Origin of the sequence: Pseudomonas sp. Larv2_ips, from assembly GCF_963879675.1 — a bacterium.
In the GTDB taxonomy this organism is placed as follows: domain Bacteria; phylum Pseudomonadota; class Gammaproteobacteria; order Pseudomonadales; family Pseudomonadaceae; genus Aquipseudomonas.
In genome coordinates this window covers 650,306-673,746 of the sequence record NZ_CAWOAW010000027.1, presented here as the reverse complement: position 1 = coordinate 673,746, position 23,441 = coordinate 650,306, and the positions used below count along the sequence as shown (strand labels likewise).

Annotated in this window: 21 protein-coding genes and 2 pseudogenes; 7 read left to right on the top strand and 16 right to left on the bottom strand. The window is 61.6% G+C overall.

The genetic code is table 11. From position 1 onward, the window contains the following. The first annotated feature begins 4 nt into the window (after window positions 1-4). The 3 genes from AACV02_RS20140 (at window position 5) to AACV02_RS20130 (ending at window position 2,968) form a co-directional block, all read left to right on the top strand. On the top strand, window positions 5-742 hold the full coding sequence (locus AACV02_RS20140) for an NAD-dependent epimerase/dehydratase family protein (RefSeq protein ID WP_119741518.1): 738 nt from the start codon (window positions 5-7) through the stop codon (window positions 740-742). 140 nt (window positions 743-882) lie between these two features. Continuing rightward, window positions 883-2,298 (top strand): MFS transporter, encoded by a 1,416-nt coding sequence (locus AACV02_RS20135; RefSeq protein WP_119741516.1) that lies wholly within the window; start codon window positions 883-885, stop codon window positions 2,296-2,298. A gap of 133 nt (window positions 2,299-2,431) precedes the next feature. Further along, complete coding sequence (locus AACV02_RS20130) at window positions 2,432-2,968, top strand: hypothetical protein (protein WP_119741514.1); 537 nt, start codon at window positions 2,432-2,434, stop codon at window positions 2,966-2,968. Between the two features lie 115 nt (window positions 2,969-3,083). Here AACV02_RS20130 and AACV02_RS30990 read toward each other — a convergent pair. The 3 genes and pseudogenes from AACV02_RS30990 to AACV02_RS20120 all read right to left on the bottom strand — a co-directional run. Next, window positions 3,084-3,497: pseudogene (locus AACV02_RS30990) on the bottom strand (methyl-accepting chemotaxis protein); the annotation flags it as partial. 177 nt (window positions 3,498-3,674) lie between these two features. After that, window positions 3,675-4,298: pseudogene (locus AACV02_RS30985) on the bottom strand (PAS domain-containing protein); the annotation flags it as partial. Between the two features lie 273 nt (window positions 4,299-4,571). After that, complete coding sequence (locus tag AACV02_RS20120; RefSeq protein WP_106578468.1) at window positions 4,572-5,441, bottom strand: LysR family transcriptional regulator; 870 nt, start codon at window positions 5,439-5,441, stop codon at window positions 4,572-4,574. A 96-nt stretch (window positions 5,442-5,537) separates the two neighbouring features. Here AACV02_RS20120 and gstA point away from each other — a divergent pair, with 96 nt between their 5' ends. Further along, window positions 5,538-6,140: a glutathione transferase GstA gene (gene gstA, locus AACV02_RS20115; protein WP_119741509.1), complete on the top strand. Its 603-nt coding sequence runs from the start codon at window positions 5,538-5,540 to the stop codon at window positions 6,138-6,140. 125 nt (window positions 6,141-6,265) lie between these two features. On the opposite strand, the gene AACV02_RS20110 is transcribed toward gstA, so the two are convergent. From AACV02_RS20110 to AACV02_RS20070, 9 genes are all read right to left on the bottom strand, one after another. Next, window positions 6,266-7,660 (bottom strand): aromatic amino acid lyase, encoded by a 1,395-nt coding sequence (locus AACV02_RS20110; RefSeq protein WP_119741507.1) that lies wholly within the window; start codon window positions 7,658-7,660, stop codon window positions 6,266-6,268. Next, complete coding sequence (locus AACV02_RS20105) at window positions 7,657-8,661, bottom strand: ornithine cyclodeaminase family protein (RefSeq protein WP_119741505.1); 1,005 nt, start codon at window positions 8,659-8,661, stop codon at window positions 7,657-7,659. The genes AACV02_RS20110 and AACV02_RS20105 overlap by 4 nt, the downstream gene beginning before the upstream one ends. A 316-nt stretch (window positions 8,662-8,977) precedes the next feature. Further along, window positions 8,978-9,904 carry an aliphatic sulfonate ABC transporter substrate-binding protein gene (locus tag AACV02_RS20100; RefSeq protein WP_119741501.1) on the bottom strand — a complete coding sequence of 309 codons (927 nt, stop codon included), beginning with the start codon at window positions 9,902-9,904 and terminating at the stop codon, window positions 8,978-8,980. Then, window positions 9,904-10,917, bottom strand: coding sequence for an ABC transporter substrate-binding protein (locus AACV02_RS20095; RefSeq protein WP_119741499.1), 1,014 nt, complete (start codon window positions 10,915-10,917; stop codon window positions 9,904-9,906). Before AACV02_RS20095 ends, AACV02_RS20100 begins: the two co-directional genes overlap by 1 nt. Before the next feature lie 151 nt (window positions 10,918-11,068). Next, window positions 11,069-13,705 carry a TonB-dependent receptor plug domain-containing protein gene (locus tag AACV02_RS20090; RefSeq protein WP_119741497.1) on the bottom strand — a complete coding sequence of 879 codons (2,637 nt, stop codon included), beginning with the start codon at window positions 13,703-13,705 and terminating at the stop codon, window positions 11,069-11,071. Between the two features lie 241 nt (window positions 13,706-13,946). Further along, on the bottom strand, window positions 13,947-14,885 hold the full coding sequence (locus AACV02_RS20085) for a FecR domain-containing protein (RefSeq protein ID WP_119741494.1): 939 nt from the start codon (window positions 14,883-14,885) through the stop codon (window positions 13,947-13,949). Next, window positions 14,882-15,391, bottom strand: coding sequence for a sigma-70 family RNA polymerase sigma factor (locus tag AACV02_RS20080; RefSeq protein ID WP_106578459.1), 510 nt, complete (start codon window positions 15,389-15,391; stop codon window positions 14,882-14,884). The genes AACV02_RS20085 and AACV02_RS20080 overlap by 4 nt, the downstream gene beginning before the upstream one ends. Before the next feature lie 108 nt (window positions 15,392-15,499). Then, window positions 15,500-16,291: a phosphate/phosphite/phosphonate ABC transporter substrate-binding protein gene (locus AACV02_RS20075; RefSeq protein ID WP_119741492.1), complete on the bottom strand. Its 792-nt coding sequence runs from the start codon at window positions 16,289-16,291 to the stop codon at window positions 15,500-15,502. Between the two features lie 9 nt (window positions 16,292-16,300). Further along, window positions 16,301-17,230 (bottom strand): fatty acid desaturase, encoded by a 930-nt coding sequence (locus AACV02_RS20070; protein WP_106578457.1) that lies wholly within the window; start codon window positions 17,228-17,230, stop codon window positions 16,301-16,303. A gap of 301 nt (window positions 17,231-17,531) precedes the next feature. On the opposite strand from AACV02_RS20070, the gene AACV02_RS20065 reads away from it, so the two are divergent. Next, window positions 17,532-17,963, top strand: coding sequence for a GNAT family N-acetyltransferase (locus AACV02_RS20065; protein WP_106578456.1), 432 nt, complete (start codon window positions 17,532-17,534; stop codon window positions 17,961-17,963). A gap of 66 nt (window positions 17,964-18,029) precedes the next feature. Continuing rightward, window positions 18,030-18,848 (top strand): class I SAM-dependent methyltransferase, encoded by an 819-nt coding sequence (locus AACV02_RS20060; protein WP_119741490.1) that lies wholly within the window; start codon window positions 18,030-18,032, stop codon window positions 18,846-18,848. A 136-nt stretch (window positions 18,849-18,984) separates the two neighbouring features. Here the strand turns inward: AACV02_RS20060 and def are convergent, their stop codons facing one another. The 3 genes from def to AACV02_RS20045 form a co-directional block, all read right to left on the bottom strand. Then, on the bottom strand, window positions 18,985-19,524 hold the full coding sequence (def, locus tag AACV02_RS20055) for a peptide deformylase (protein ID WP_106578454.1): 540 nt from the start codon (window positions 19,522-19,524) through the stop codon (window positions 18,985-18,987). Beyond that, window positions 19,521-20,489, bottom strand: a complete 969-nt coding sequence (locus tag AACV02_RS20050) for a YihY/virulence factor BrkB family protein (protein WP_119741488.1) — start codon at window positions 20,487-20,489, stop codon at window positions 19,521-19,523. Before AACV02_RS20050 ends, def begins: the two co-directional genes overlap by 4 nt. Before the next feature lie 181 nt (window positions 20,490-20,670). After that, window positions 20,671-20,856 carry a CsbD family protein gene (locus tag AACV02_RS20045; RefSeq protein WP_076015848.1) on the bottom strand — a complete coding sequence of 62 codons (186 nt, stop codon included), beginning with the start codon at window positions 20,854-20,856 and terminating at the stop codon, window positions 20,671-20,673. A 198-nt stretch (window positions 20,857-21,054) separates the two neighbouring features. On the opposite strand from AACV02_RS20045, the gene AACV02_RS20040 reads away from it, so the two are divergent. Beyond that, window positions 21,055-21,432, top strand: coding sequence for a hypothetical protein (locus AACV02_RS20040; protein WP_106578452.1), 378 nt, complete (start codon window positions 21,055-21,057; stop codon window positions 21,430-21,432). A gap of 166 nt (window positions 21,433-21,598) precedes the next feature. Here AACV02_RS20040 and fadD1 read toward each other — a convergent pair whose 3' ends face one another. Then, window positions 21,599-23,290, bottom strand: a complete 1,692-nt coding sequence (fadD1, locus tag AACV02_RS20035) for a long-chain-fatty-acid--CoA ligase FadD1 (RefSeq protein ID WP_106578451.1) — start codon at window positions 23,288-23,290, stop codon at window positions 21,599-21,601. Between the last annotated feature and the right edge of the window lie 151 nt (window positions 23,291-23,441).

Below are 23,441 nucleotides of genomic sequence, written 5' to 3'. Positions count from 1 at the left end.
CACCGTGAAAGGACTCAACGTATTGCTCACCGGCGCCTGCGGCAGAATCGGCAAGGTGTTTTTCGAAGCCTCGAAAGACCGCTACCGCTTCACCCTTACTGACCGCATCGCACCGGACTTCGACCTGGGCGAGCACCGTTACATAAAAGCCGACCTCAGCGACAAAGCCAGCCTGGCCGGCCTGCTCAGCGGCATCGACGTGATCGTGCACCTGTCAGGTATCCCCGACGCCAGCGCCGCGTTCGAGGACCTGCTGCCCAACAACATCCTCGCCACCACCTACCTGTTCGAAGCCGCCGTGGCCGCGGGCGTAACACGCCTGGTGTACGCCAGCAGCGCGCAAGCCATCGAGGGCTATCCGGTTGACCGGCAGATCACGCCCGGCATGCAGGTCATGCCCGGCAACCTCTACGGCGTGAGCAAATGCTACGGCGAGGCGCTGTGCAGCTACTACGCGGCAAAAACCGCGCTGTCGACCATTGCCCTGCGCATCGGCGCCTTCGAATCGCGCCAAGCCCCCGACCTGAACAACGCCCGCGACCTCAGCGCCTGGCTCAGCCCGCGTGACGCCGTGCAATTGCTGCAACGTTCGGTTGACGTCGAAGGGGTCAAACACCTGATCGCCCACGGCATTTCCAATAACCGCTTCAAGCGCCTGGACTTGAGCGAAACCACACGGGTGCTGGGCTATCAGCCGGTGGATGATGCATTCCAGACCTTCGAGATGCCCATCACCTACTGACCCCCTGCGCCATAAAACCTTCAAACCGGAAGGCTTGGCGCAATAAATCGGCAATTGCGTGCCGTGGCGCACGCAATTTCACAAGCGCCGGTTTACGTTAGCCCGCTAAGATTCCAGGTCACTGCCCCTGGAATCCGCCCATGTCGACACTCACCGCCTCAGCCACGGACGGCATTGACCCGATCCGTGCCGCCCACATCAGCGCGCGCATTGACCGCTTGCCCGCCGTCGCCACGCTCTGGCGCCTGGTGGCGTTGCTGTCGATCGGCGGTTTTTTCGAGCTGTATGACTTGTTCCAGACCGCCTATATCAGCCCCGGCCTGATCAGTGACGGGATTTTCCACACTGGCAGCGAGGGCGTGTTCGGGTTCTCCGACCAGGCCGCTTTCGCCTCGGCAACCTTCCTCGGCCTGTTCCTCGGCGCCAGCCTGCTCAGTCCCATTGCCGACCGCTTCGGGCGTCGGGCGATCTTCACCTTCGCGTTGATCTGGTACACCGTCGCGACGGTGTTGATGGGCATCCAGACCTCCGCCCTGGGCATCATCTGCATGCGCTTTCTGGTGGGCATTGGCCTGGGCATCGAACTGGTGACCATTGACGCCTACCTTTCGGAACTGGTGCCCAAGCGCATGCGCAGTTCGGCCTTTGCCTTTGCGTTTTTCATCCAGTTTTTGTCAGTGCCGGCGGTGGCGTTGATGTCATGGTGGCTGGTGCCCCAGGCGCCGTTCGGGGTGTCGGGCTGGCGCTGGGTGGTGCTCAGCAGTGCAGTGTTTGCGCTGTTTATCTGGCAACTGCGCAAGCGTCTGCCGGAGTCACCGCGCTGGCTGGCGCAGAAAGGCCGTTTCGACCAGGCCGGTCAGATCATGGACAGCCTGGAAGCACGCTGCCAGAAAGACCACGGCAAAGCGCTGGATGAACCCGAACCCGAAGCCGTCAGCGTGCAGGGCAACGGCCGTTTTGCCGATATCTGGCAACCGCCTTACCGCCGCCGCGCGTTGATGCTGATTGTGTTTCATGTGTTCCAGGCCATCGGCTTTTTCGGCTTCGGCAATTGGCTGCCGGCGTTGCTCTCGGGCCAGGGCGTGAGCGTGACCCACAGCTTGCTGTACGCCTTTATCATCACCCTCGCCTACCCGCTGGGCCCGTTGCTGTTTGTGAAGGTGGCCAACCGCTTCGAAAACAAATGGCAGATCGTCGGCTCGGCCATGGGCGCGATGATCTTCGGCAGCCTGTTCGCCCTGCAAACCACGGCCGTGGGGCTGGTGATCTGCGGGGTGATGATCACCTTTTGCAACGCCTGGCTGAGCTTCAGTTATCACTCGTACCAAAGCGAACTGTTCCCCACCAATATCCGCGCGCGGGCGGTGGGCTTCTGCTATTCGTTCAGCCGTTTGTCCACGGTGTTCAGCAGCCTGTTGATCGGTTTTATCCTCGAACACCTGGGCACGCCGGGCGTGCTGGCGTTTATCGCCAGCAGCATGTTGATCGTGATGATCACCATCAGCTGGTTCGGGCCGCGTACGCGTAACCTGGCACTGGAAAATATTGCGCACTGACGGCAAGCCTTGGCCGCCGGCGGGCCAAAGGTTGCCGCGGCGGCGGTGTCATCCCCAATAAAACCAGGCACATCGCCCTCGGCATGCTATTTGCTCCACCCCAAACACCGAACACATCCTCAGGTGACCGATCATGCTGGTTAACAACAACGCCCAAGCGGTGTCGACCGTCCAACAGCTCAAGCGACCCGACATGGACCCGGCCAATGCCGCCGCCAGCACGCTGTACAGCGGTGCCCTGCAAGCGGCGCAGCAAAGCGTGACCGTGCCGGCCGCGCAGAAGGACCTGGACAAGGCCAACGACCGTATCGACGAAGCCTTTGCCAAGACCCGTGTGCAGTTGCAAGCCACCACGGCGGCAACGACCGCCACGACGGCCTCCACCACGACGGCAACAAGCACCGATGTGCCTGCCGCCGGCTCGACCACCAGCAGCGCGCGGGCCGACTTCACCGACTACATGAACAAATCCCCGGCCGAACGCATTCGCGAGCAGCTGCTCAAGGAGCAGGGTTTGACCGAAGCGCAGGTGCAGGCCATGCCGCAGGAAAAACAGGACGCGATTGCCAAGCAAGTGGCTGATCGTGTGAAACAGCAGCAAGAACAGCAAGTAGCGGCGAAAGCCACGGACCCGGCGCAGTCGGTGAAAGAGACCCTGGCTGCGATTTAACCGACACGGCCAATCAAAATGTGGGAGTTGGCGTGCCTGCGATGCAGACACCCGGTGTATCAAGTACACCCAGGTGACGCTATCGCGGGCAAGCCTGCTCCCACAGACACCGTGCCTACTGCAGCTGCAGGGTCGAGTTGAACTGGCTGATCGCATCCACCACATGCCGTGACCCTTCCTGAATCTCCAGGATCACCTGCCCCGCTTCATTCGCCAGCTCCACCCCAAGCCCGGTGCGGCTCAGGCTCGACTGCATGCTCGAAACCGCGCTCAGCGACAGGTCGTGGTTCTTGCGCACCACATCCACAATCTCCACCGTCGCCTGGCTGGTACGCGCCGCAAGGCTGCGCACTTCGTCGGCCACCACCGCAAACCCGCGCCCATGCTCGCCGGCCCGCGCAGCTTCTATGGCCGCGTTGAGCGCGAGCATATTGGTCTGCTCGGCGATGCTGCGAATGGTCTGCACGATGGAACCGATGATGTCCGACTGCTTGCTCACCGCATCGATGCTCTGGGCCGCCTGGTTCAAGTCGTGGGAAATCTCTTCGATGATCTGCACGGTTTGCTGCACCACCTCCGAGCCCTTGCGTGCGCACGCGTCGTTTTGTACTGAGGTGGCATGGGCCGAATCGGCGGCGGTACGCAGGGTGGTGACCTGATCGGTGATGTCACTGGCGAACTTCACCACTTTGTACAGGCGCCCATTGGCATCGAAGATCGGGTTGTAGGACGCCTCCAGAAACAGGGTTTTGCCGTATTTGTTTTTGCGTTCAAAGCGGTGGGAATGGTATTCGCCGCGGTTGAGCGAGGCCCAAAAGGCCTTGTACGCCGGGGATTCCACTTCACCGCGGTGGCAAAACATGCTGTGGTGCTGGCCAATGATTTCTTCGCGGGCATACTGCACGGTGCGCAAAAAGTTGTCGTTGGCATTGATGATCTGGCCTTGTGGCGTGAACTCGATCACGGCCATGGACCGGCTGATCGCATCGATCAGGCTTTGGTTCTCGTGTTCATGGTGGACCCGCGCAGAAATGTCCGACGCCACTTTGATCACGCTCTGCACCTGATTGCTGCTGTCCAGCACCGGCATGTAGCTGGCTTCGAGCCACACTTCCTCACCGCGCTTGTTCAGGCGCATGAACGTGCCACTGAGCGCTTCACCCCGCGCCAGGTCGCGCCACAGCTTGGCGTAGGTCTCGGTGTGGGTGTACGCCTCTTCGCAAAAGATGCGGTGATGTTTGCCGCGAATCTCCTCCACGCTGTAGCCCATGGTTTTACAGAAGTTGGGATTGGCGTCGAGGATCACGCCGTTGCGGTCGAACTCGATCATCGCCATGGAGCGGCTGATGGCAGCAAGCTTGGCGTTGGCTTCGGTGAGAGCACAGGAAAAACGTTCGATTTCTTGCAGGTCGGATTTGTGATGGCGGTTGAACATGGTCAGATCACCCTAGATTCCCGGCGCCTGAAACGGCGCATTCCATTCTTCAGTTGGCTATTGCTGGCACACCTTCATGGGGAAAAAACCATCCGAATCGCTTTACATGCCAAGCGTCATCAACGGTTCTGGGTGAGCATAGACAGGGCATGGCGCTATGCAAGGCCACTAGTCAGCCAGCATTTTTAACAATGCACCGGCCGCCGCCGAGGGTGGAAGGGTCTGCGAACCGACCAAGGCAAACTCACGGTACAACGGCACCGTCAACGGCATCACGCGCAGGCCATTGCGCTGGGCCGGCAAGGCCATTTCCGGCACCAGCGTGACACCGACGCCCTCGCGCACCAGGCTGTAGGCGCTGCTCCATTCACGCACTTCCACGCGGATATCGTGCAGGCGCAGGCCGGCGTCGGCCGCCAGGCTGCGGGCATTCGCGGTACAGCCGCCGGTGGCCAGTACGAAGGGTTGTTCGAGTAAGGCTTCGAGCGCCACGCTGGCATCCTGCGGGCACTGCGCCAATGGATGGTGGGCCGGCAGCACTGCCATCCACAGGTCGCGACCCAATACCGTGGCGTTGCGCTCGGGTTTGGGGTTGAGCACCACGCCCAAATCGATCAGGCCCGCGTCGAGCAAGGTGTGCACTTCGCTGTCAGTCACTTCCAGGGTGGTGACCTCGATACCCGGGTTCAACTGACGGAAACGCTGCAGCAACGGCGTGAGAAAAGTCGCCAACACTTTCGGAAAACTGGCGATGCGAATGTTCCCACGCAGCAGCGGGCGCGCTTCATCCACCGTGGTACGAATGGCCTGCAGCGCGCCCATCATCACCCGCGCCTGCGCGATCACGTCGAGCCCAAGCGCTGTGGGCAACGTCTTGCGCGGTTCACGGGTAAACAGTTGCGCGCCCAGCGTCGCCTCCATGGACGCCATGGCCTGGCTGGCGGCGGACTGCGTCATGCCCACCTGCTCGGCAGCCGCCGTGATGCTGCCGTGGTCGGCGACGGCCACCAGCAGGCGCCAGTGCATCAGGTTCATCATGGCAGTAGCTGTCCTTATGGATGGGGTCTGCAGGTTTAATTTTACGCACGGTGCCACGCCCGCGAGACTGGCGCAAACCCAACGGAGTCGCCTTTGATGAAACTGTATTTTTTCCCCAACGCCTGTTCGCTCGCCCCGCATATCGTGCTGCGTGAATTGGCGCTGCCGTTCGAGCTGGTGCAGGTGAACAACCAGGCTAAAACCTTCGGCAACGGCGAAGATTTCCTGCAGATCAACCCCAAGGGCTACTTGGCGGCGCTGCAACTGGACAACGGCGCTGTGCTGACCGAAGCCAGCGCCATCCTGCAATACCTGGCCGACCTCAAACCCGCCGCCCTGCTCGTCCCGGCCAATGGCAGTTGGCAGCGCGTGCGGTTGCAGGAATGGCTGAACTTTATCGCCAGCGAGATTCATGGCGGCTTGGCGATTTTCTTCAACCCGGCCATTCAAGGCGAAGTGCGGGCGATGTTTTTGGCCACGCTGTTCAAGCGCTTTGCGATTCTGGTGCAGACACTGGAGCGTCAGGATTACCTGCTGGGCGAGCAGTATTCGGTGGCGGACGCGTATTTGTTTGTGGTGCTGCGCTGGGCGGGTGTCCACGCTATTGATTTGCAACAGTGGCCGGCGTTGGCGGCGTTTCAACTACGCGTAGGATCACGGCCCGCTGCTATCGCCGCATTGGCCGCCGAGGCCGCATGACCTGAAATGCAACTAAAAATGTGGGAGCGCGCTTGCTCGCCAATGCGGTGGGTCAGTCAGCACATGCATTCACTGATACACCGCAGTCGCGAGCAAGCCCGCTCCCACCGTTGATCTGCTTCGTTTCAAAGAAAGGGTTTCAAGCTGCCATCGGTGATGAACGCACTCAACGCCAGTACATCCACCGAACCCGCCCGGTCCTGATCCAGATGCGCCACTTGGCTGCGCACCGCATCATGGACCCGCCGCGTGCCCTGCCCCAATCGCGATACACCCCGCAGGTCTACCGCCTGCGCCGCGACGATCAGTTCAATGCTGGCCAACCACACCACCCGCTCGGTCAACCGGCGGGTCTTGTCGACCACCGCCAGCGCCTGCCCGGCGTAGTCTTCCACCCGATCGGCCACCGGCACGCTGACGGCGGGCAGCGGGTTGGCCAGGTGCCCGATCTCTGCGACCAGCGCCGCGCTGGTGCGCTGCAAGGCCGCCATGCCGACATGCCCCGGCTGCGTGATCAGAAAGCGCGGCAAATCACTGGACGCGGGCGACAGCAACTTGGCAATGCGCTCGGCGCTGCACGCGGCGACTCGACTCAGCGCCAGGCCCAAACCTTCAGCGGCGAGGGCCAGGTGCGTGCTGTCGAAATTGGCCGTGGCCAACACCAAAGATTCCTCGCTGATCAGCGCCGGATTATCCGCGCCGCTGCGCAGTTCCAACTCGATCAGTTCATGCAGTTGCTGTAACGCCTGTTGCGCAGCGCCTTGCACAACCGTGGCACAACGAAAGCTCAACGGATCTTGCAAGCGGCGCGGGCTGTACGCCAAATCGCCGCCTTCAAGCAGGTGCAACAACGCCGCCGACTGCTCGGTTTGCCCAGGCGCCGGGCGCAAGCGTGAGGCCCACGGCTGGAACGGGCTGAGGTTGGCCCGGTAGCCTTCACACGACAACGCCAGCGCCGCCAACACGGCCTGTAACACCTGCTGCGCCTCGGCCACCAGTAACGCCCCCAGCCCGACACTTGCCGCATTCGCCGACACCAGCGCCAGGCCATCCTTGCCGGTCAACGGCACCGTAAGCGCCAAGCTCAAGTGAGCCAACGGCGCCAGGTCACTCTCGCCCAGCGAGCCGAGCAACGGCACCTCGGGCTCGGCACCGGAATTAAGCAACGCCAACAGCGCCTCGGCCGCCGCCGGTGAAATGCCCGAACGGCCCTGGGCCAACCCGGCCAAACGGGCGGCGGTGATTGCGCGTAATTCCTGGCGATTGGCCAGACGCCCCACGCCCACCGCTCGGCCCAGAGGAATAGTGGCCTGCAACGGTGCCACCGGCGTGTCCACCGCGGCACCGAGCCCGGTGGTCACGCCATAAATCGGCGTGCCTTCGGCCGCCCGTTTCAGCAGCAGGCGGTGGCCTTCGTCGATCCGTTGGCGCGCTTGCGCGCTGAACTGCGCCGGTGTGTCGTGCCGGGCAATGGCGAGCAGATCTGCCAACGCCAAACCTTGGGGATCGAAGCTGATCATGCCCAGCGCAGCCGCTGGCCGATGCCCAATCGCTGGGCTTTTTCCAGCAGTGCATGGCCCAGGGCGATGTCGCTGAGGCTCAGGCCACGGTGCCAGAACAGAATGGTTTCTTCCGGGTTTTCGCGGCCGGTTTTCAAGCCGGCGACAATCTGCCCAAGCTCGGCGTGCAGGGTGTCGGCACTGAGCTTGCCGGCATCGACATGCGCGCGCAGTGCGCCAAACATCCCGCCTTTGCACTGGCCCCAATCGTCCACCACCAATTTGCTCATGATGTCGGTCAGCGACAATTGCACCGCGCTCATGGTGCCGTAGGGCACAACGAAGGCGCCGGGTTTGATCCAGTCGGTGTGCAACAACGGCTCGGGCTGATCCAGCCGCGAGGCCTCGACCACGATGTCGGCGCCACGCACGGCGGACTCCCAGTCGTCGGTGACAATCACCGGCTTGCCCAAGTCCTGGCGCAGGCGTTGGGCGAAGGCTTCGCGGCTTTCGCTGCGGCGCGAATGCACGCGGATTTCCTCAAAGTCGAACAGATGGTCCAGCAGGCGCACATTCCAATACGCGGTGCCGCGCGCGCCGATATGCGCCAGCACTTTGCTGTCGGGCCGGGCGAGGTATTTGGCGCCGATGGCGGTGACGGCGCCGGTGCGCATGTCGGTGATTGCCGAGGCGTCGAGGATGGCCCTGGGAATGCCGGTGGCCGGGTCCAGCAGGTTGAGGATCGCCAACTCCGACGGCAGGCCCTTGCGGTAATTATCGACAAAGTCGCCCACTACCTTGACCCCGGCGTAACCGATGTCGCCGCCGAGCACGCCGCGCAACACGTTGAAGTGGCCGTTGATGCCGCCGCCAGGAATCAGGTGAGTGCGCGGCTCGATCACCGCCTCGCCACGGCCCTGAATCGCCAGGCTGGCTTGGATGGCGGTGAGGATTTCCTCGTTGGAAAGGTTGAGCGCGTCGATGTCCAGGCCGTTGAGAAAGTCGATGTAGATCGGTTGCATGGTCTGCTCACTGATGGGAGGTTTTAGAACTTGTTGTGGCGTACGGGCTTGGTGTGCCGAGGGGATTCCTGTGGCAAGTGGGCTTGTTGTAGCAAGTGGGCTTCTCGTGGCGGGCGGGCTTGCCCCGCGTTGGGCTGCGAAGCGGCCCCATTTCAAACCTGCGCGCGTCCCCTGACACACTGCGGTGAATGGTTTTGGGGCTGCTGCGCAGCCCAACGCGGGGCAAGCCCGCTCGCCACAACAAGCCTGCTCGCCATACCAAGCCCGCCCCCCACACCAAGCCCGCTCACCACAGGAGCCTTGCTGGCCGCAGGATTCAAGGCGCCTTGAACACGATCTGCTGCACATCGACCTTCTTCGGGATCAGGCCGTTGGCAAAGAACAGGTCGGCAGTGCGTTGCTGGTTGGCGATGTCGACGGCTTCCAGCGGACGAATCGGCGCGGGTGAGCGGTGTTCGAAGTAGCTTTTAACCACCGCCGGTGGCAGGCCCAGGGTCTTGGCCATCAGCGCAATGCTTTGCTCGGGTTGGTCCAGGGACAGGCGCTGGGCCTTGGCCAGGGTGTTGATAATCGTGCCGACCGCTTGCGGGTGCTGTTTGGCAAACGGGCTGCTGACCACAAAGAAACTGCCCGCCGGGTTGAGGCCTTGGCCATCGCCGAGCACGCGCGCGGAGCCGTCGACCACGGCCGCGGAGTAGTACGGGTCCCACACTACCCAGGCGTCGACCTTGCCTTGTTCAAACGCGGCACGGCCATCGGACGGCGACAGGTACACCACGTCTACATCCTTCCACTGCAAACCGGCGCGCAGCAGGCTCTTGAGGAACAGGTTGTGTGCGCTGGAACCCTTGAGCAGCGCCACGCGCTTGCCCTTGAGTTCGGCCACGTGCTGGATCGGGCTGGCTTTGGGCACCAACACTGCTTCGGTCTTGCCCTCATTCGGCTCGACGGCGAAGTACTGCAGATCAATGCCGGCGGCCTGGGCGAAGATCGGCGGGATGTCGCCGATGTTGCCGATGTCCAGGCTGCCGCCGTTCAGTGCCTCGATCAGCGGCGGGCCGCCAAGGAATTCGATCCATTGCACCTGGGTGCCGGGCAGCGCGTCTTCAAACAACTTGTGCTCGCGGGCCAGCACCATGCTCACCGAGCTTTTCTGGTAGCCGATGCGCAATGTGGAAGGTTCGGCGGCGAGCACATGGCTGGCCACCAGCGAAAGCACAACAACAGCGAGGGCTTTGAGCATCAGAGGGCTCCCTTGACCTTGGCCGCGACATCCGCCGGCACCCATTGCTGCCAGACGTTCGGCTGCGCTTTGAGGAATGCCAGCGCGACCTGGCGTGGCTGTTCACGTTTCTCGCTCATCTGCGCAAGAATGCCGTTGAGCAGGTCAATCGGCAGGTCGACTTTTTCAAAGAACGTGACCAGTTGCGGGTACTGCGCCTTGAACGGCGCCGACACGCCAATCGCCAGATGCGCCGGCATTGAACGGGTGCCAATGGGGTGCGGGTTGTTGGCGTCGGCCAGGGTTTTCCAGGCCTCGGCGTTGAACGGCGGTTCTTCCAGTTTGATCAGCTTGAAGCGGCCGAGCAGCGGGGTTGGCGACCAGTAGTAGAACAACACCGGTTTGCCACGGCGGATCGACGACGCCACTTCGGCATCCAGCGCCGCGCCGGAGCCGGTACGGAAGTTGACGAAGGTGTCGGTCAGGCCATACGCCTTGAGCTTCTGGCTGTTGACGATTTCCGAGGTCCAGCCGGTGGGGCTGTTGAGAAAGCGGCCTTTGCTGGGGTCTTCGGGGTCGCGGAACACGTCCTTGTAGCGCGACAGGTCGGCCACCGACTTGAGGTCCGGGGCCAGGGGTTTGATGCCGCGCTCGGCGTCACCCTTGATCACGTATTCCGGCACCCACCAGCCTTCGGTGGCGCCTTTGACCGTGTCGCCCAGGCCGAACACTTTGCCTTCGCCTTCAGCCTTGACCCACGCCGGACTGCGCCCTGCCCATTCTTCGCCGATCACTTGGATGTCGTCCTTGGCCAGCGCGGCTTCCAGGCTCACGGTGCTGCCGGGCAAGGTGTCGGTCGGCAGGCCGTAGCCTTTCTCGACGATCAGGCGCAGCACTTCGGTGATCAGGCTGCCGCTTTCCCAGGTGATGTCACCGAAGTGAATCGGTTTGACGGCATCGGCAGCGTGGGCCGGCTGGGCCAGGACGGTCAGTGCCAATAGCGAGCCACCGAGCAGGTTTTTTAGTGTTCTCATGAGTAGCCTCTTGGAGATTCGATTCACAACGTATTCACAGTGGGCATGGTCAATGTGGGAGCTGGCTTGCCTGCGAAGGCGGTGGTGGCTTCAACATCGCTATCGCGGGCAAGCCAGCTCCCACACTTGATCGGTGTGCTAGTGCAGTGGGTTAAAAGTCATAACTGAGCCGGGTGTAGTAAAACGCTCCTTCCGGCGCGGTCGGTGACAGGTAGCTGTATTGCTGGCCCGGCGTCTGGCGCAGGCGGCTGTTGAAGTCATCGGGCTTGCTGTCGAACAGGTTGTTCACGCCCACCGACACGCGCAGTTGCTTGGTGAACGCGTAGTTGACGTCGAGGTCGGTGCTCCATTGCGCACTGAAAACCTGGTCGTACTGCGCGTTGGTCTCGCTGGCCGCGTATTTGCGGTATTTGCCGTAGCGGGTTTGGTTGAGGGCGATGGTCCATTGGTTGAGCGTGTGCACCGCGCCGAACACCAGTTTGTCTTCGGGGTAGCCGTGTTCGATAAAGCCACGGGCTTCGCGGGTCAGCACTTCAAAGCCGTTGGGGTTTTCGTGGACTTTCTCGATGGTGGTGCGCGCCTTGGTGTAGCCGGCGGACAGGGCCAGGTTGCCGAACTGCGCGAGGTCCAGGTTGTACTTGCCGACGATGTCGACGCCGCGCGTGCGGGTGTCGGCAGCGTTGGTCATGAACTGCGCCCAAGAGTACTGGCCGTAACCGGCATTGGTGAGGATCTGCTCGGCCAGTGGCCCGGAGATGCCGCCGCTGAACAGCAAGCGGTCGCGAATCGAGATTTGATAGGCGTCGATGGTGAGCGAGGCATTTTCTGCCGGTCGCAGCACCAGGCCCAACGAGTAGTTGGTCGATTTCTCAGGTTTGAGCGGTTGCGCGCCAAGGGCACGGGCCGCCGGGTTGTCGGCCGGCAGCATGCGCGTCAGCACCGGGTTGCCGTTGGCGTCCAGGTTGGTGGTGGTGGTCCACGAGGTGCCGATCTGCCCCAGGCTCGGCGCGTGGTAAGCATTGTTGACCGTGGCGCGCACGCCCACTTGCGGGGTGAAGTCATAACGCGCCGAGAGCTTGCCGGTGGTGGCCGAGCCGAAGTCTGAGTAGTGCTCGGTGCGCCCGGCGACACCGACTTGCAGCTTGTCGGTAACCTGGTTTTCGAGGCCGAAATACACGCCGCCTACGTCCCGTTTAAACGTGCCGGCGTCTTCCGGGGTCAGGCCCGAGGCTTGTACCGCGCCAACCTGTACGCCATCGATGCCGCCGTAGGAATAGGAATCGTAGTCGCCGGCTTCGAGGCGATATTGCTCATGCCGATACGCCACTCCGCCGGAGACAGTCAGCGGGTGGCTGGACCAGTTCACGTCCAGGTCCTTGGCGTAGTCCAGGGTGATGTTGGTCTGGTCGTTGACCAGCGTGGCGACGTTGAACTTGGTCGGGCTGTTGGCGCCGTAGCTCGGGTTGACCGTGTTGAAGGCCAACTCGTCGTGCTCGTCGCGGCCATAGGTGGCGCTCAGGTCGAAGCGGCCGATGCTGTCGTCTTCATAACGCGTGCCCACGGTGATGGCGCCGTCTTCGTAGCGATAGCGGTACTTGGGAATCGTGCCGCCGGGGTAGATCGAGGCAACGTTGTTCGGGCTGCTGGCCAACAGCGGCGGCGTGTTGTTCACCGAGGTGTCCTGGCCGAAGGTGGCGAAGCTGTAGACGCGCCATTGGTCGTTCAGGCCGATCTCGGCGTTGGCCGCCAGGTTGTATTTGTCACGCCCGGCGCCGCCCCAGCGTGGGTCTTGCACCTGACCGTCGGCGATGTACTTGTCGCCAATGTCGTCGGGCTTGTTGTTCAGCGTGTTGAAGCTCAGGGTCAGGAAGCCATCGCCCGGCAGGCCGATGCCGTACCAGCCGTCGGTGGTTTTGCTGAAGCCATCGCCCTGGGCGTATTTGCCCAGTTGCGTGTTGATGCCGCCACCGCTGTCGCGCTCCTTGAGCACGATGTTGACCACCCCGGCCACCGCGTCGGAACCGTACTGCGCCGAAGCGCCATCACGCAGCACTTCGACGTGGTCGATGGCGCTGATGGGGATCATGTCCAGGTCCACCGGCTGGGCGCCAATGAACGGCACGCCGCCGGAAATATTCACCACTGCCGAGGTGTGCCGGCGCTTGCCGTTGATCAGCACCAAGGTCTGGTCAGGCGACAGGCCACGCAAGGAAGCGCCCTTGGGGTCTTGCCCGCGGGTGGCGCTGTTGTTCTGCGGAAAGTTGAACGACGGCAGCAGTTGGAACAGCGCTTGGTTAAGGCTGGTGGCGCCGGTCTGCTTGAGTTCTTCGGCGTTGATCACATCCACCGGCGCGCTGCTGGTCAGGGCGGTGGCATTGCTGCGCCGCGTGCCGATGGCGACCACGCGGTCGAGGGTCGGCGCCTGCGCGGCGCTGGTCTGCGCCTTGACGCTGCTGGTCGCGTTTTTGGCTGCGCCTTCCTTGATGATGAACGCACCGTCCGGGCTCACCTGCACTTGCAGGCCGGTGCCCTTGAGCGCGGCGTCCACCGCCTGGTGCGCTGACAGCGAACCGTCGACCGTGGCCGAGGAATAATTGCCCAGTTGTGGCGTGAAGGAAATCACCTGGCCGCTCTGGCGACTGATGTTCAACAGCACTTCATCCAGCGGGCCGGGGGCGATGTGGTAGACCTGACGCGCCTCTTCGGCACTGGCGGCAAATGACAGAAACAGGCTGGCCAACGGCACCAGGGCAAAGGTTCGAAGCGGCACACGGTTGAACTGACTCACTTTGGCTCCCCCCAAGGAAACTCGAGAACGCTGCTCTCCGCAGCGCTTACGGGAGTGATGTGGGATGGCGGGGGCAAAACTTGCAGATCGTTTGGTTATGTCGATAGAACCCACCCGCGAAGTGAAAACCTCACCCCTGTGGGAGCTGGCTTGCCTGCGATGCAGGCGACTGGGTCCATCAGCCACAACCAGGTGATGCCATCGCTGGCAAGCCAGCTCCCACATTGGCCGAGCAAGTCCGTCAGGCCGCATTGACGGTCACCCACAACCCGGTGCGGCGGGTGATGTGGATCGGCAAGGTGCGCGCCAGGGTGTCGAGGATTTGCTGCGGGTTGTCCAGCCGATAAAGGCCACTGACGCGCAAGCCGGCGACTGACGGGTCCAGGCGCAACACGCCAGTGTGGTAGGGCCGCAACGCGTCGATGACTTCGGCCAGCGGACGGTCACGCACTTGCAGGAAGCCGTCGATCCACGCCGTGGCGCCGGCCGAACTGACCTGCACCGGGCCGAAGCCGGCGCGGTCGAAATGCACTTCATGGCCGGCGGCGAGTTGCAGGCGTTCGCCGCTCTGGCGGTCGATTTCCAGCGCGCCATCGAGCGCCACGACCTGGCCCTGCCCTTGCCGCTCGCGCAACACAAAGCGATTGCCGTAGGCGCGCACCTGCGCCTGCTCGGTCTGAATCAGAAACGGGCGGTTGCGGTCGCTGGCGACCCTGGCCAGCAACTCGCCTTCGCGCAGGCGCACCAGGCGCCGCTGCGGGTCGAACTGGATATCCGCCGCGCTTTGCGCGTTGAGCAACAACTCGCTGCCATCGGCCAGGGTGACGGTGCGACGTTCACCGGTGCCGGTGCGGATGTCCGCAGTCAGGTCCGCTAACCCCATGGGTTTGCTCAACAGCGCAGCGCCCATGGCCACGCCTGCACCCGCCAATGCGACCTGCAAGACATGGCGGCGGCTGGAAGGCGCATCCAGCGCTTGCTGCAGAACCTTGCCGCTTACGCCCTGCGCTTGCGCAACCTGAAACACGCCAAGGCGCGTTTCCAGTTGCCGGCACAACGCGTCATGCCGCGGGTCGGCTGCGCGCCAGTGGTGATAGCGTTGCCAGTCCGCCGCCGTGGCCTCGCCCGAACGCAGCAGCACGTACCAGCGCGTGGCGCTGTCGATCAAGGCGTCGTTCATTCCAGGCACAGCCGCAGGCAACGGTTGAGCGCGCGGGCCATGTAGTCGCTGACCGAGCGTTGGGAAATCCCCAGTTCAGCGGCAATCTCGGGGTAGGTCAGGCCATTGAGTTGCGACAGCAGGAAGGTCGCCTTGACCTTGGCCGGCAAGCCGTCGAGCAACTGGTCGATGGCCTGCAAGGCTTCGAGCATGTGCGCCAGGTCTTCGGGAGAAGGTGCGGTGCAGGTTTCGTCGTTGTCCAGGGCATCGAGATAAGCGCGCTCCAGATCCCGCCGGCGCCACAGCTGGTACATCAGGCGCTGGGCAATGGTGGTGAGCAAGGCGCGGGGCTGGCGTATCGGCACCACGCCTGGCGAACTCAGCAGTTGGACGAAGGTGTCGGCGGCGATGTCTTCGGCGTGGGCACGCGAGTCGAGATGGCGGTGCAAACGGCTGCACAGCCAGTCGTAATGACTGCGGAACAATCCGCCCACGTAATCGCTGTGAGAAGTGTCGGCGCCGGACATAGTGGCTCCATCTGAGTAGGTTGCGCGTTATGTCCGGTGTTCCGGTGGAGCGATCCTAGCAAGGCGGCTTATTCTTTAATAATATTTAAAAGGTATTTTTATATAACCTTATTGAAGCTTCGCATAACCCGCGTTGACCGCCTGTTGCTGGTAATCCAACAGCACGCGGTAGTCGTCTTCGCGCGCGGGCAGCACTTGCTGGATACCCAGCGTGTCGACCACCTGCGGCAAATCCTGCAACGCCAGGTTCATTGCCTCGCGGATCTGCGCCACGTGCTCATCGCTCAGCCTAAGCGGCCCGATGTAAGGCAAGGTCGGGCTCGGCGCGCTGTGGGTGACGATGCGCAGCCCCGCCACTTCCTGCGGGGCGAAACGCGCCAGGTAGTCGTAGGTGACGCTGTCGATGGCGGCGAGGTCGGCAAGGTTTTCGCGCAGCCAGCGCAGGCTTTCACGGTGGGCGCCGCTGATGCCGACGCTGGCAAAGAAACGACCGCCGCGCTGCAACGGCGCGAGGCGTTCGCGCAGCAGGTTCATGCCGCTGTTGGAGTCATGGCCATTGATCACGCCACGGCTGAGGTAGAAGTCCGCCAGTGCGGTGCGCGTGTCGTCGTCGCGGGCCAGCAGCAGGCTGCAATGTTCGCCCTGGCTGCTGTGGGCCAACTCGTAGCGTGGGCGACCGATCACGCGCACCTGGCCGCGCAGTTGGGTCATCAGCGGATAGCCGCAGGTTTGCGTGACGAGCAGTTCGGGCGCCAGCCACAGGCCGTGCAGGTCGAGGTGGTCGGCGTTGCGGCGGCTCAGGTTCAGACGCTCGACTATCCGCGCCAACCACTGCTGGTTGGCGCGCTGCACCGCTTCGGGGGCGACGTACATCAGCAGTTCGGCGTAGTGATCACTCATGGGCGTCTCTCAGGCAAAAGGGTGCCGGGGGCTGTCGATGGCCTTGAGGCCGTGGCGGCTGATCAATTGGCCGTAGCCCTGCACCACAAACCCGCCGCTGCGCGCCACCCATTGTTCGCGGCGGGCGTGGTAGACGGTGGGCAGCAAGTACCAGGGCAGTTTCGGCAAGTCATGGTGCACCAGGTGCAGGTTGTTGTTGAGGAACAGCCAGGTCCAGGGCCAGGCCGCTTCGTTGAGGACGGTGCGCTGTTCCGGCTGCAGGTGTGGACGGTGCTCATAGTAGGAACGGATCGACGCCAGGGACAAGGCCGGCACGCTGACCAGCAGCAGGTAGTGCCACACCGGCAGTGCGCTGCAGTGGGCAATGAAGCTCAGCATCAATAGGGTCACGGCGCCGTGGGCCAGCCACATCGGCCACACGTGGGGCAAGCGTTGAAACTCATGACGCGCCAGTCGGCCAATTGCCAACGGCGCCGCGAGCAGGAAACGGCCGAGCACGGTTTTGGTCAGCCAATGCACGCTGCGTTTGAACAACGAGCTGTTGTCCCATTGGGATTGGTTGAGGTAGCGGCTTTCCGGGTCGATGCCCGGCAGCGTCAGGTCTTCATCGTTGTGGTGCAACAAATGGCTTTCGCGGTACAGCGTATAGGGATACCACACGGCAAAAGGCGCATAGCCGAGCAGTTTGTTCACAAGAAGCGAGCGGGTGGGATGGCCGTGGAGCAATTCGTGCTGCACCGACAGCCACAGCGTCACCAACGGAATCAGCAGCAAGGTGCTCAGCCACAGGCCCAGCCATTGACTGGCGAGCATCACGGCGAACCAGCCGGTGTACACGCCGATCAGCAACAGCCAGGTCGGCCATTCGGTTCGGGCGGTAAAACGGTGCACCAGGGCTTCGATTTCCCGGCGCTGGGTCAGATCAAGGTAGTTGGCCATCGGCAGCTCAGAGCAGGTGTTTCCTGCTCTGTGCATTGAGGCTTGAAAATCTTGCAGACCGTTTGGTTCTAAGCTTGTAACTCAGTGACCGAACAGGCCTGTGTCGGACTTCTTGGCTTTCTTGTCGGCGCGTTTTTCATCGGCGGTTTTTGCCGGTTTCTTCTTCGCGGCTTTCTTTGAATCCATACCTTTGGCCATGATGCATGCTCAACTGAAGGGGATGTAACAGTGGGTATACCACCTATTGCCGGGCAGAAGGCGCTTATAATCCCCGACCCTTGATATTGCTCGCTTGAAGACCATGCCCGAACTGCACCTCGAACCGCTGGCAGCGCCGCTGTGGCCGCTGCTCAACAAGTTTTACCGTAGCCACGACTCGTCGATGAAAGCCATCAAAGGCGGGCGTTTATGGGTGGCGCGCGACAGCGAGATCGTGGCCGGGTTGTGCCTGAGCCCGGTGCTGGGTGGGCAGTGGCTGACGGGGGTGTTTGTGGACCCCGCGTATCGCGGCAACGGGTTGGCGGCGCGGCTGATTCTGCAGGCTGTGGCCGAAGTGGAAGGCACAGTGTGGCTGCTGTGCCATCCGGATCTGGAAGGTCTGTACCGGCGTATGGGCTTCACTCAGGACACGGTGCTGCCACAATCGCTCAGCGAGCGTCTGGTGCGCTACAAACGCAATAAACCAATGATCGCCATGGGGCTTATAACCAAGGGTGAGGTGCACCTCGGATAATGTGTGATCGCCCGGTAGAGGGCCCATGCTAGCCTCGACGGCACAGTGGCCCCTTACAGGATGATCATGAAAACGACGCTTGCAGCTCTGTCCCTCACCGCCCTCCTCGTTCCAACGCTCAGCCAGGCAGCCGACGCACCGATTACCGCCGCGCAGTACGCCAGCGTGCTTGCCGGCAGCTGGCGCGACCCGGCCAACAGCGCGCGCGATGTTTATCGCCATCCGCAGCAAACGTTGGAATTCTTCGGCCTGGGCGCCAAGCAGACGGTGATCGAAATCACCCCGGGCGGCGGCTGGTACAGCGAGGTGCTGGCACCGTTGCTCAAGGACCATGGGCATTACGTCGCCGCCGTGCAGGCTGCGAGCAGCAGTGCTTACGCCGCGACGTCCGAACAGAACCTGAAAAAGAAATTCGCCGCCGACCCTGCGCGTTATGCCAAGGCCGAGGTTGTCGAATTCGACCCCAAGGCGCCGGTGTTCGGCAAGCCTGCGTCGGCCGATGCCGTACTGACCTTTCGCAATGTGCATAACTGGGTTGACGCGGGCACCGCGCCGGCCACCTTCAGCGCGTTCTACACGGTGCTCAAGCCCGGTGGGGTGCTGGGCGTGGAAGATCATCGGGCCAAGGATGGGGCGGATCTGGAAGCGATCAAGGACAGTGGTTACCTGACCACCGCGCAGGTGGTGAAGCTGGCAACGGACGCCGGGTTCAAGCTGGCGGGACAGAGTGAGGTGAATGCCAACCCGAAGGACACCAAGGATTACCCCGGTGGCGTATGGACCTTGCCGCCGGCATTGAAGTTGGGTGAGCAGGACAAGGCCAGGTATGTGGCGATTGGTGAGTCGGATCGGATGACGTTGCGGTTTGTGAAACTGGCCAAATAACCCGCTTTGAAATGCAATGCACATGTGGGAGCGGGCTTGCTCGCGAATGTGGAGTATCAGTCACAGGACAAGTCACTGATACACCGCTTTCGCGAGCAAGCCCGCTCCCACATTTGGATCTCATTGGGCCTGAAAGCTATTCGTCAGCGTTCGGATCCATGTCTGGAAACATCACTTCGATAAACCCGAACTTGCTGAAGTCGGTAATCCGCGAGGGGTACAACCGGCCGATCAGGTGATCGCATTCATGCTGCACCACGCGCGCATGGAAACCCTCGGCGATGCGCGTGATCGGCTCGCCTTTGGGGTCGAAACCCTCGTAGCGAATCTGCTGATAACGGTCTACCGCGCCACGCAGGCCGGGCACGGACAGGCAACCTTCATAGCCCTCTTCCACCACCGGGCTGAGCGGTGTGATCAACGGGTTGATCAGGATGGTCTGCGGCACCGGCGGCGCATCCGGGTATCGCTCGCTGGCTTCAAAACCAAAGATCACCAGTTGCAGATCGACGCCGATCTGCGGTGCGGCCAGGCCAACGCCGCCGACGTGTTCCATGGTCTGGAACATGTCGTCAATCAACTGCCAAAGCTCGGGGCTGTCGAACATTTCCGGCGGAACCGGCGGTGCAATACGCAGCAGGCGCTCATCGCCCATTTTCAGGATTTCACGGATCATCGATCAGGCTCAATGGGTGTGGGCTTGGAGTGGTCCCGGCCTAGGCCTGAGACGTGCTGTTTTTCATCCGTGTCAGAAACTTCTTCGGCGGGTTCATCGAACTCCTTTTCTCCCGGGTCCTTGCCTTCAGCCGACATGTGTTCGATCACGGCATTCATCTCCGCGCCCAGCAGCAGCACCGCGGCGGAAATATAGAAGTACAGAAGCAGGACGATGATCGCACCGATACTGCCATACATGGCGTTGTAGTCGGCGAAGGTTTTGACGTAATAGCCAAAGCCCAGGGAAGCAACGATCCACACCACTACGGCGAGCACCGAGCCGGGCGTGATGAAGCGGAATTTCTGCTCCACATCGGGCATCACGTAATACATGAGGGCCACGGCAAACATCAGCAGAATCACGATCAGCGGCCAGCGCAGGATAGTCCACAAAGTCACCACGAATTCCTGCATGCCGATCTGCCCGGCGAGCCACTCCATCACCTGCGGGCCAAGCACCATCAAGGCGGCGGCGGCAAGCAGCATGCCGGCGATGCCGACGGTGTAGAACACCGAGAGCGGGAAGCGCTTCCAGATCGGACGGCCTTCGACCACATCGTAGGCAGCGTTCATCGCGCTCATCATCAGCCGTACACCGGCGGAGGCAGTCCACAGGGCGATCACGATACCAACGGAGAGCAAGCCACCTTTGGACTGCTGCAACTGGTCGATCACCGGGTTGACCTGCTCCAGCGCCTGGGGCGGCAGCACCAGTTCCGATTGCATGCGCAGCCAGGTGAAGAAGTCCGGCAGGTGCAGGAAACCAATCAGGGCGATGAGGAACAGCAGGAAGGGAAACAATGAGAACAGCATCTGGTAGGCCAGTGCCGAGGCATAGGTGGGCATTTCGTCATCGACGAATTCCTTGACGGTGCGCACCAGCACCTTATGCAGGGGTAAACCTTGTAATACCGGAAAAATCATAGCGTCTCCTTTCGCCGCAAAAGGGTGAGGTCGTGGGCGACTCAGGGGCCGTTTTCTACATCAAAAGTAGCCTACTTGGCGACTTTGAAACAATTACCAGATTTTAGTTGCAGCATCTGACATAAAAACGGCCATCCGTGGATGGCCGTCGGGCTGCACGCATACAGCCAACGATTCAGACTTACTTGGTAGCTTTTTTTACCGCGTCTTTGGTATCGCCCACCGCTTTCTGCACTTCGCCTTTCTTTTCCTGAACCACGCCTTCGGCGCGCAGCTTGTCGTTGCCAGTCACTTTGCCAACACCTTGCTTGACGTTGCCGACGGCTTCGTTAGCCAAACCTTTTGCCTTATCCGATGTGCTGCTCATGGTATTTCTCCTGGAACAATCGAGGTTTTTGGTCATTACGTAGAGATTGACCCGAGGCTGTTCGGCAGAGTTTCAATTATTTTTCGACGGGCATTTCATCGCCGCTTGCAGGTTTGGCTTTATGTTTTGCAGCCAACCCACGAGAATGCCCCGCACATTCAGGCTATAACGCTGAATAACAGATCCCGTAGGAAGGTTATGAAACTCAATAAAGCACAGGCTATCGCCCGCAGAAACCAGGAACTGGGCGGTGCCGTACTCGGCCTCAACAACTGCCACTTCACCGACCTGGACCGCAAACGCAACATCTGGTGGTTCGACCTGCCGGTGGGCCGTATTGCCGTGGGCCAGTACGAGTGGATTCACTTGTTGATGCACAACGCCGAGTCCGACCAGTTGCTGCACCTGAAGGTGCCGACAGCATTTTTGCGTGAAAAACTTGAAGGGCTGGTAGTGCGCAATGCAGGCAAGCGCAGCCCGGAGATCACGCTGGAGCTGAGCGCGGACAAGGATTCGTTCCTCACCGATGTGCGCCCGGCAGGTGCGGGTGTGAGCTTCGCGCAGTTTGCGGTGTAAAGACGCAGATCAAACATGTGGCAGCGGGCTTGCTCGCGAACACGGTGTGTCAGTCGCCGGATGTGTTACTGACCCGCCACGTTCGCGAGCAAGCCCGCTCCCGCATCTGGATTGCATTCCAATCCAGGCATAAAAAAACCCCGCAATTGCGGGGTTTTTTATTGGGTTACTTTTTCAGGCCCAGCTTCTTCAGTTCTTCATCACGCAATTCACGCCGCAGGATTTTGCCCACGTTGGTGGTCGGCAACGCATCACGGAACTCAACGGCCTTGGGCACCTTGTAGCCGGTGACGTTGGCGCGCATGTGCTCCATCACCTGATCTTTGGTCAGGGTGGCACCGGGCTTGACCACGATGAAGATCTTGATGTGCTCCCCGGATTTTTCATCCGGCACGCCGATGGCCGCGCACTGCAGCACGCCGGGCAGGGTTGCCAGCACGTCTTCCAATTCGTTGGGGTAGACGTTGAAGCCGGAGACCAGAATCATGTCTTTCTTGCGGTCGACGATGCGCATGTAGCCGTCAGGCTGGATGATCGCGATGTCACCGGTCTTCAACCAGCCTTCGCTGTCGAGGATTTCGGCGGTGGCATCTTCGCGCTGCCAGTAGCCCTTCATCACTTGCGGGCCCTTGACGCACAGTTCGCCGATTTCACCGAGGGCCAGCTCGACGCCGTCATCGGTGATGACTTTGCACACAGTCGAAGGCACCGGAATGCCGATGGTGCCGATCTGGATGTTCTGGATCGGATTGACCGTGGCCACCGGGCTGGTTTCGGTCATGCCGTAGCCTTCGCAGATGTTGCAACCGGTCACGTCTTTCCAACGCTCGGCCGCGGCCAGTTGCAGGGCCATGCCGCCGGACAGGGTGACTTTCAGCGCAGAGAAGTCCAGCTTGCGAAAGCCTTCGTTGTTGCACAGCGCCACGAACAACGTGTTGAGGCCGACAAAGCCGCTGAACTTCCACTTCGACAGTTCCTTGACCATCGCCGGCAAGTCGCGCGGGTTGCTGATCAGGATGTTGTGGTTGCCGATCAGCATCATCGCCATGCAATGAAAGGTGAAGGCATAGATGTGGTACAGCGGCAGCGGCGTGATCAGGATTTCGCAACCTTCATTGAGGTTGGAGCCCATCAGCGCCTTGCACTGCAGCATGTTGGCGACCAGGTTGCGGTGGCTGAGCATCGCGCCCTTGGCCACGCCGGTGGTGCCGCCGGTGTATTGCAGCACGGCAACATCGCTGCTAGCCGGGCTGGCATCATTGACCGCCTGGCCGTGCCCCTTGGCCAGCACGTCGTTGAACTTGATCGCCTTGGGCAAGTGATAGGCCGGGACCATTTTCTTCACGTACTTGATGACGCTGTTGATCAGCAGGCGCTTGAACGGCGACAACAGGTCGGCGACTTCAGTGACGATCACGTGTTTGACGGCGGTCTTGGGCACGACTTTTTCAGCCAGGTGCGCCATGTTCGCCAGGCAGACCAGGGCCTTGGCCCCGGAGTCATTAAATTGGTGTTCCATTTCCCGCGCGGTATACAGCGGGTTGGTGTTGACCACGATCAGGCCGGCACGGATGGCGCCGAACACGGCAACCGGGTATTGCAGGACGTTGGGCAGTTGCACGGCGATGCGATCGCCAGGCTTCAAGTCGGTATGTTGTTGCAGGTAAGCGGCGAAAGCACCGGACAATTCGTACAGTTCACCGTAGGTGATTGTTTTGCCCAGGTTGCTGAAAGCCGGCTTGTCGGCGAAGCGCTGGCAGGACTGCTTCAGTACCGCCTGAATATTTGGATACTCGTCTGGATTGATGTCTGCAGCAATCCCGGCGGGGTACTTATCCTTCCAAAAGTCTTCGTTCATGGAAGCCCACTCCTCAGCGACGCGAATTCATCATCGCATTTGATGCGATTATTATTGGTGTATGTTTTTTTAAGGTGAGTCTGGCGCTTTCAAGCAGGCCGAGAAGTCACAAAGCGCGCCGAGAGTAGCAGCTTTGCCAAGGGCCGCCTAG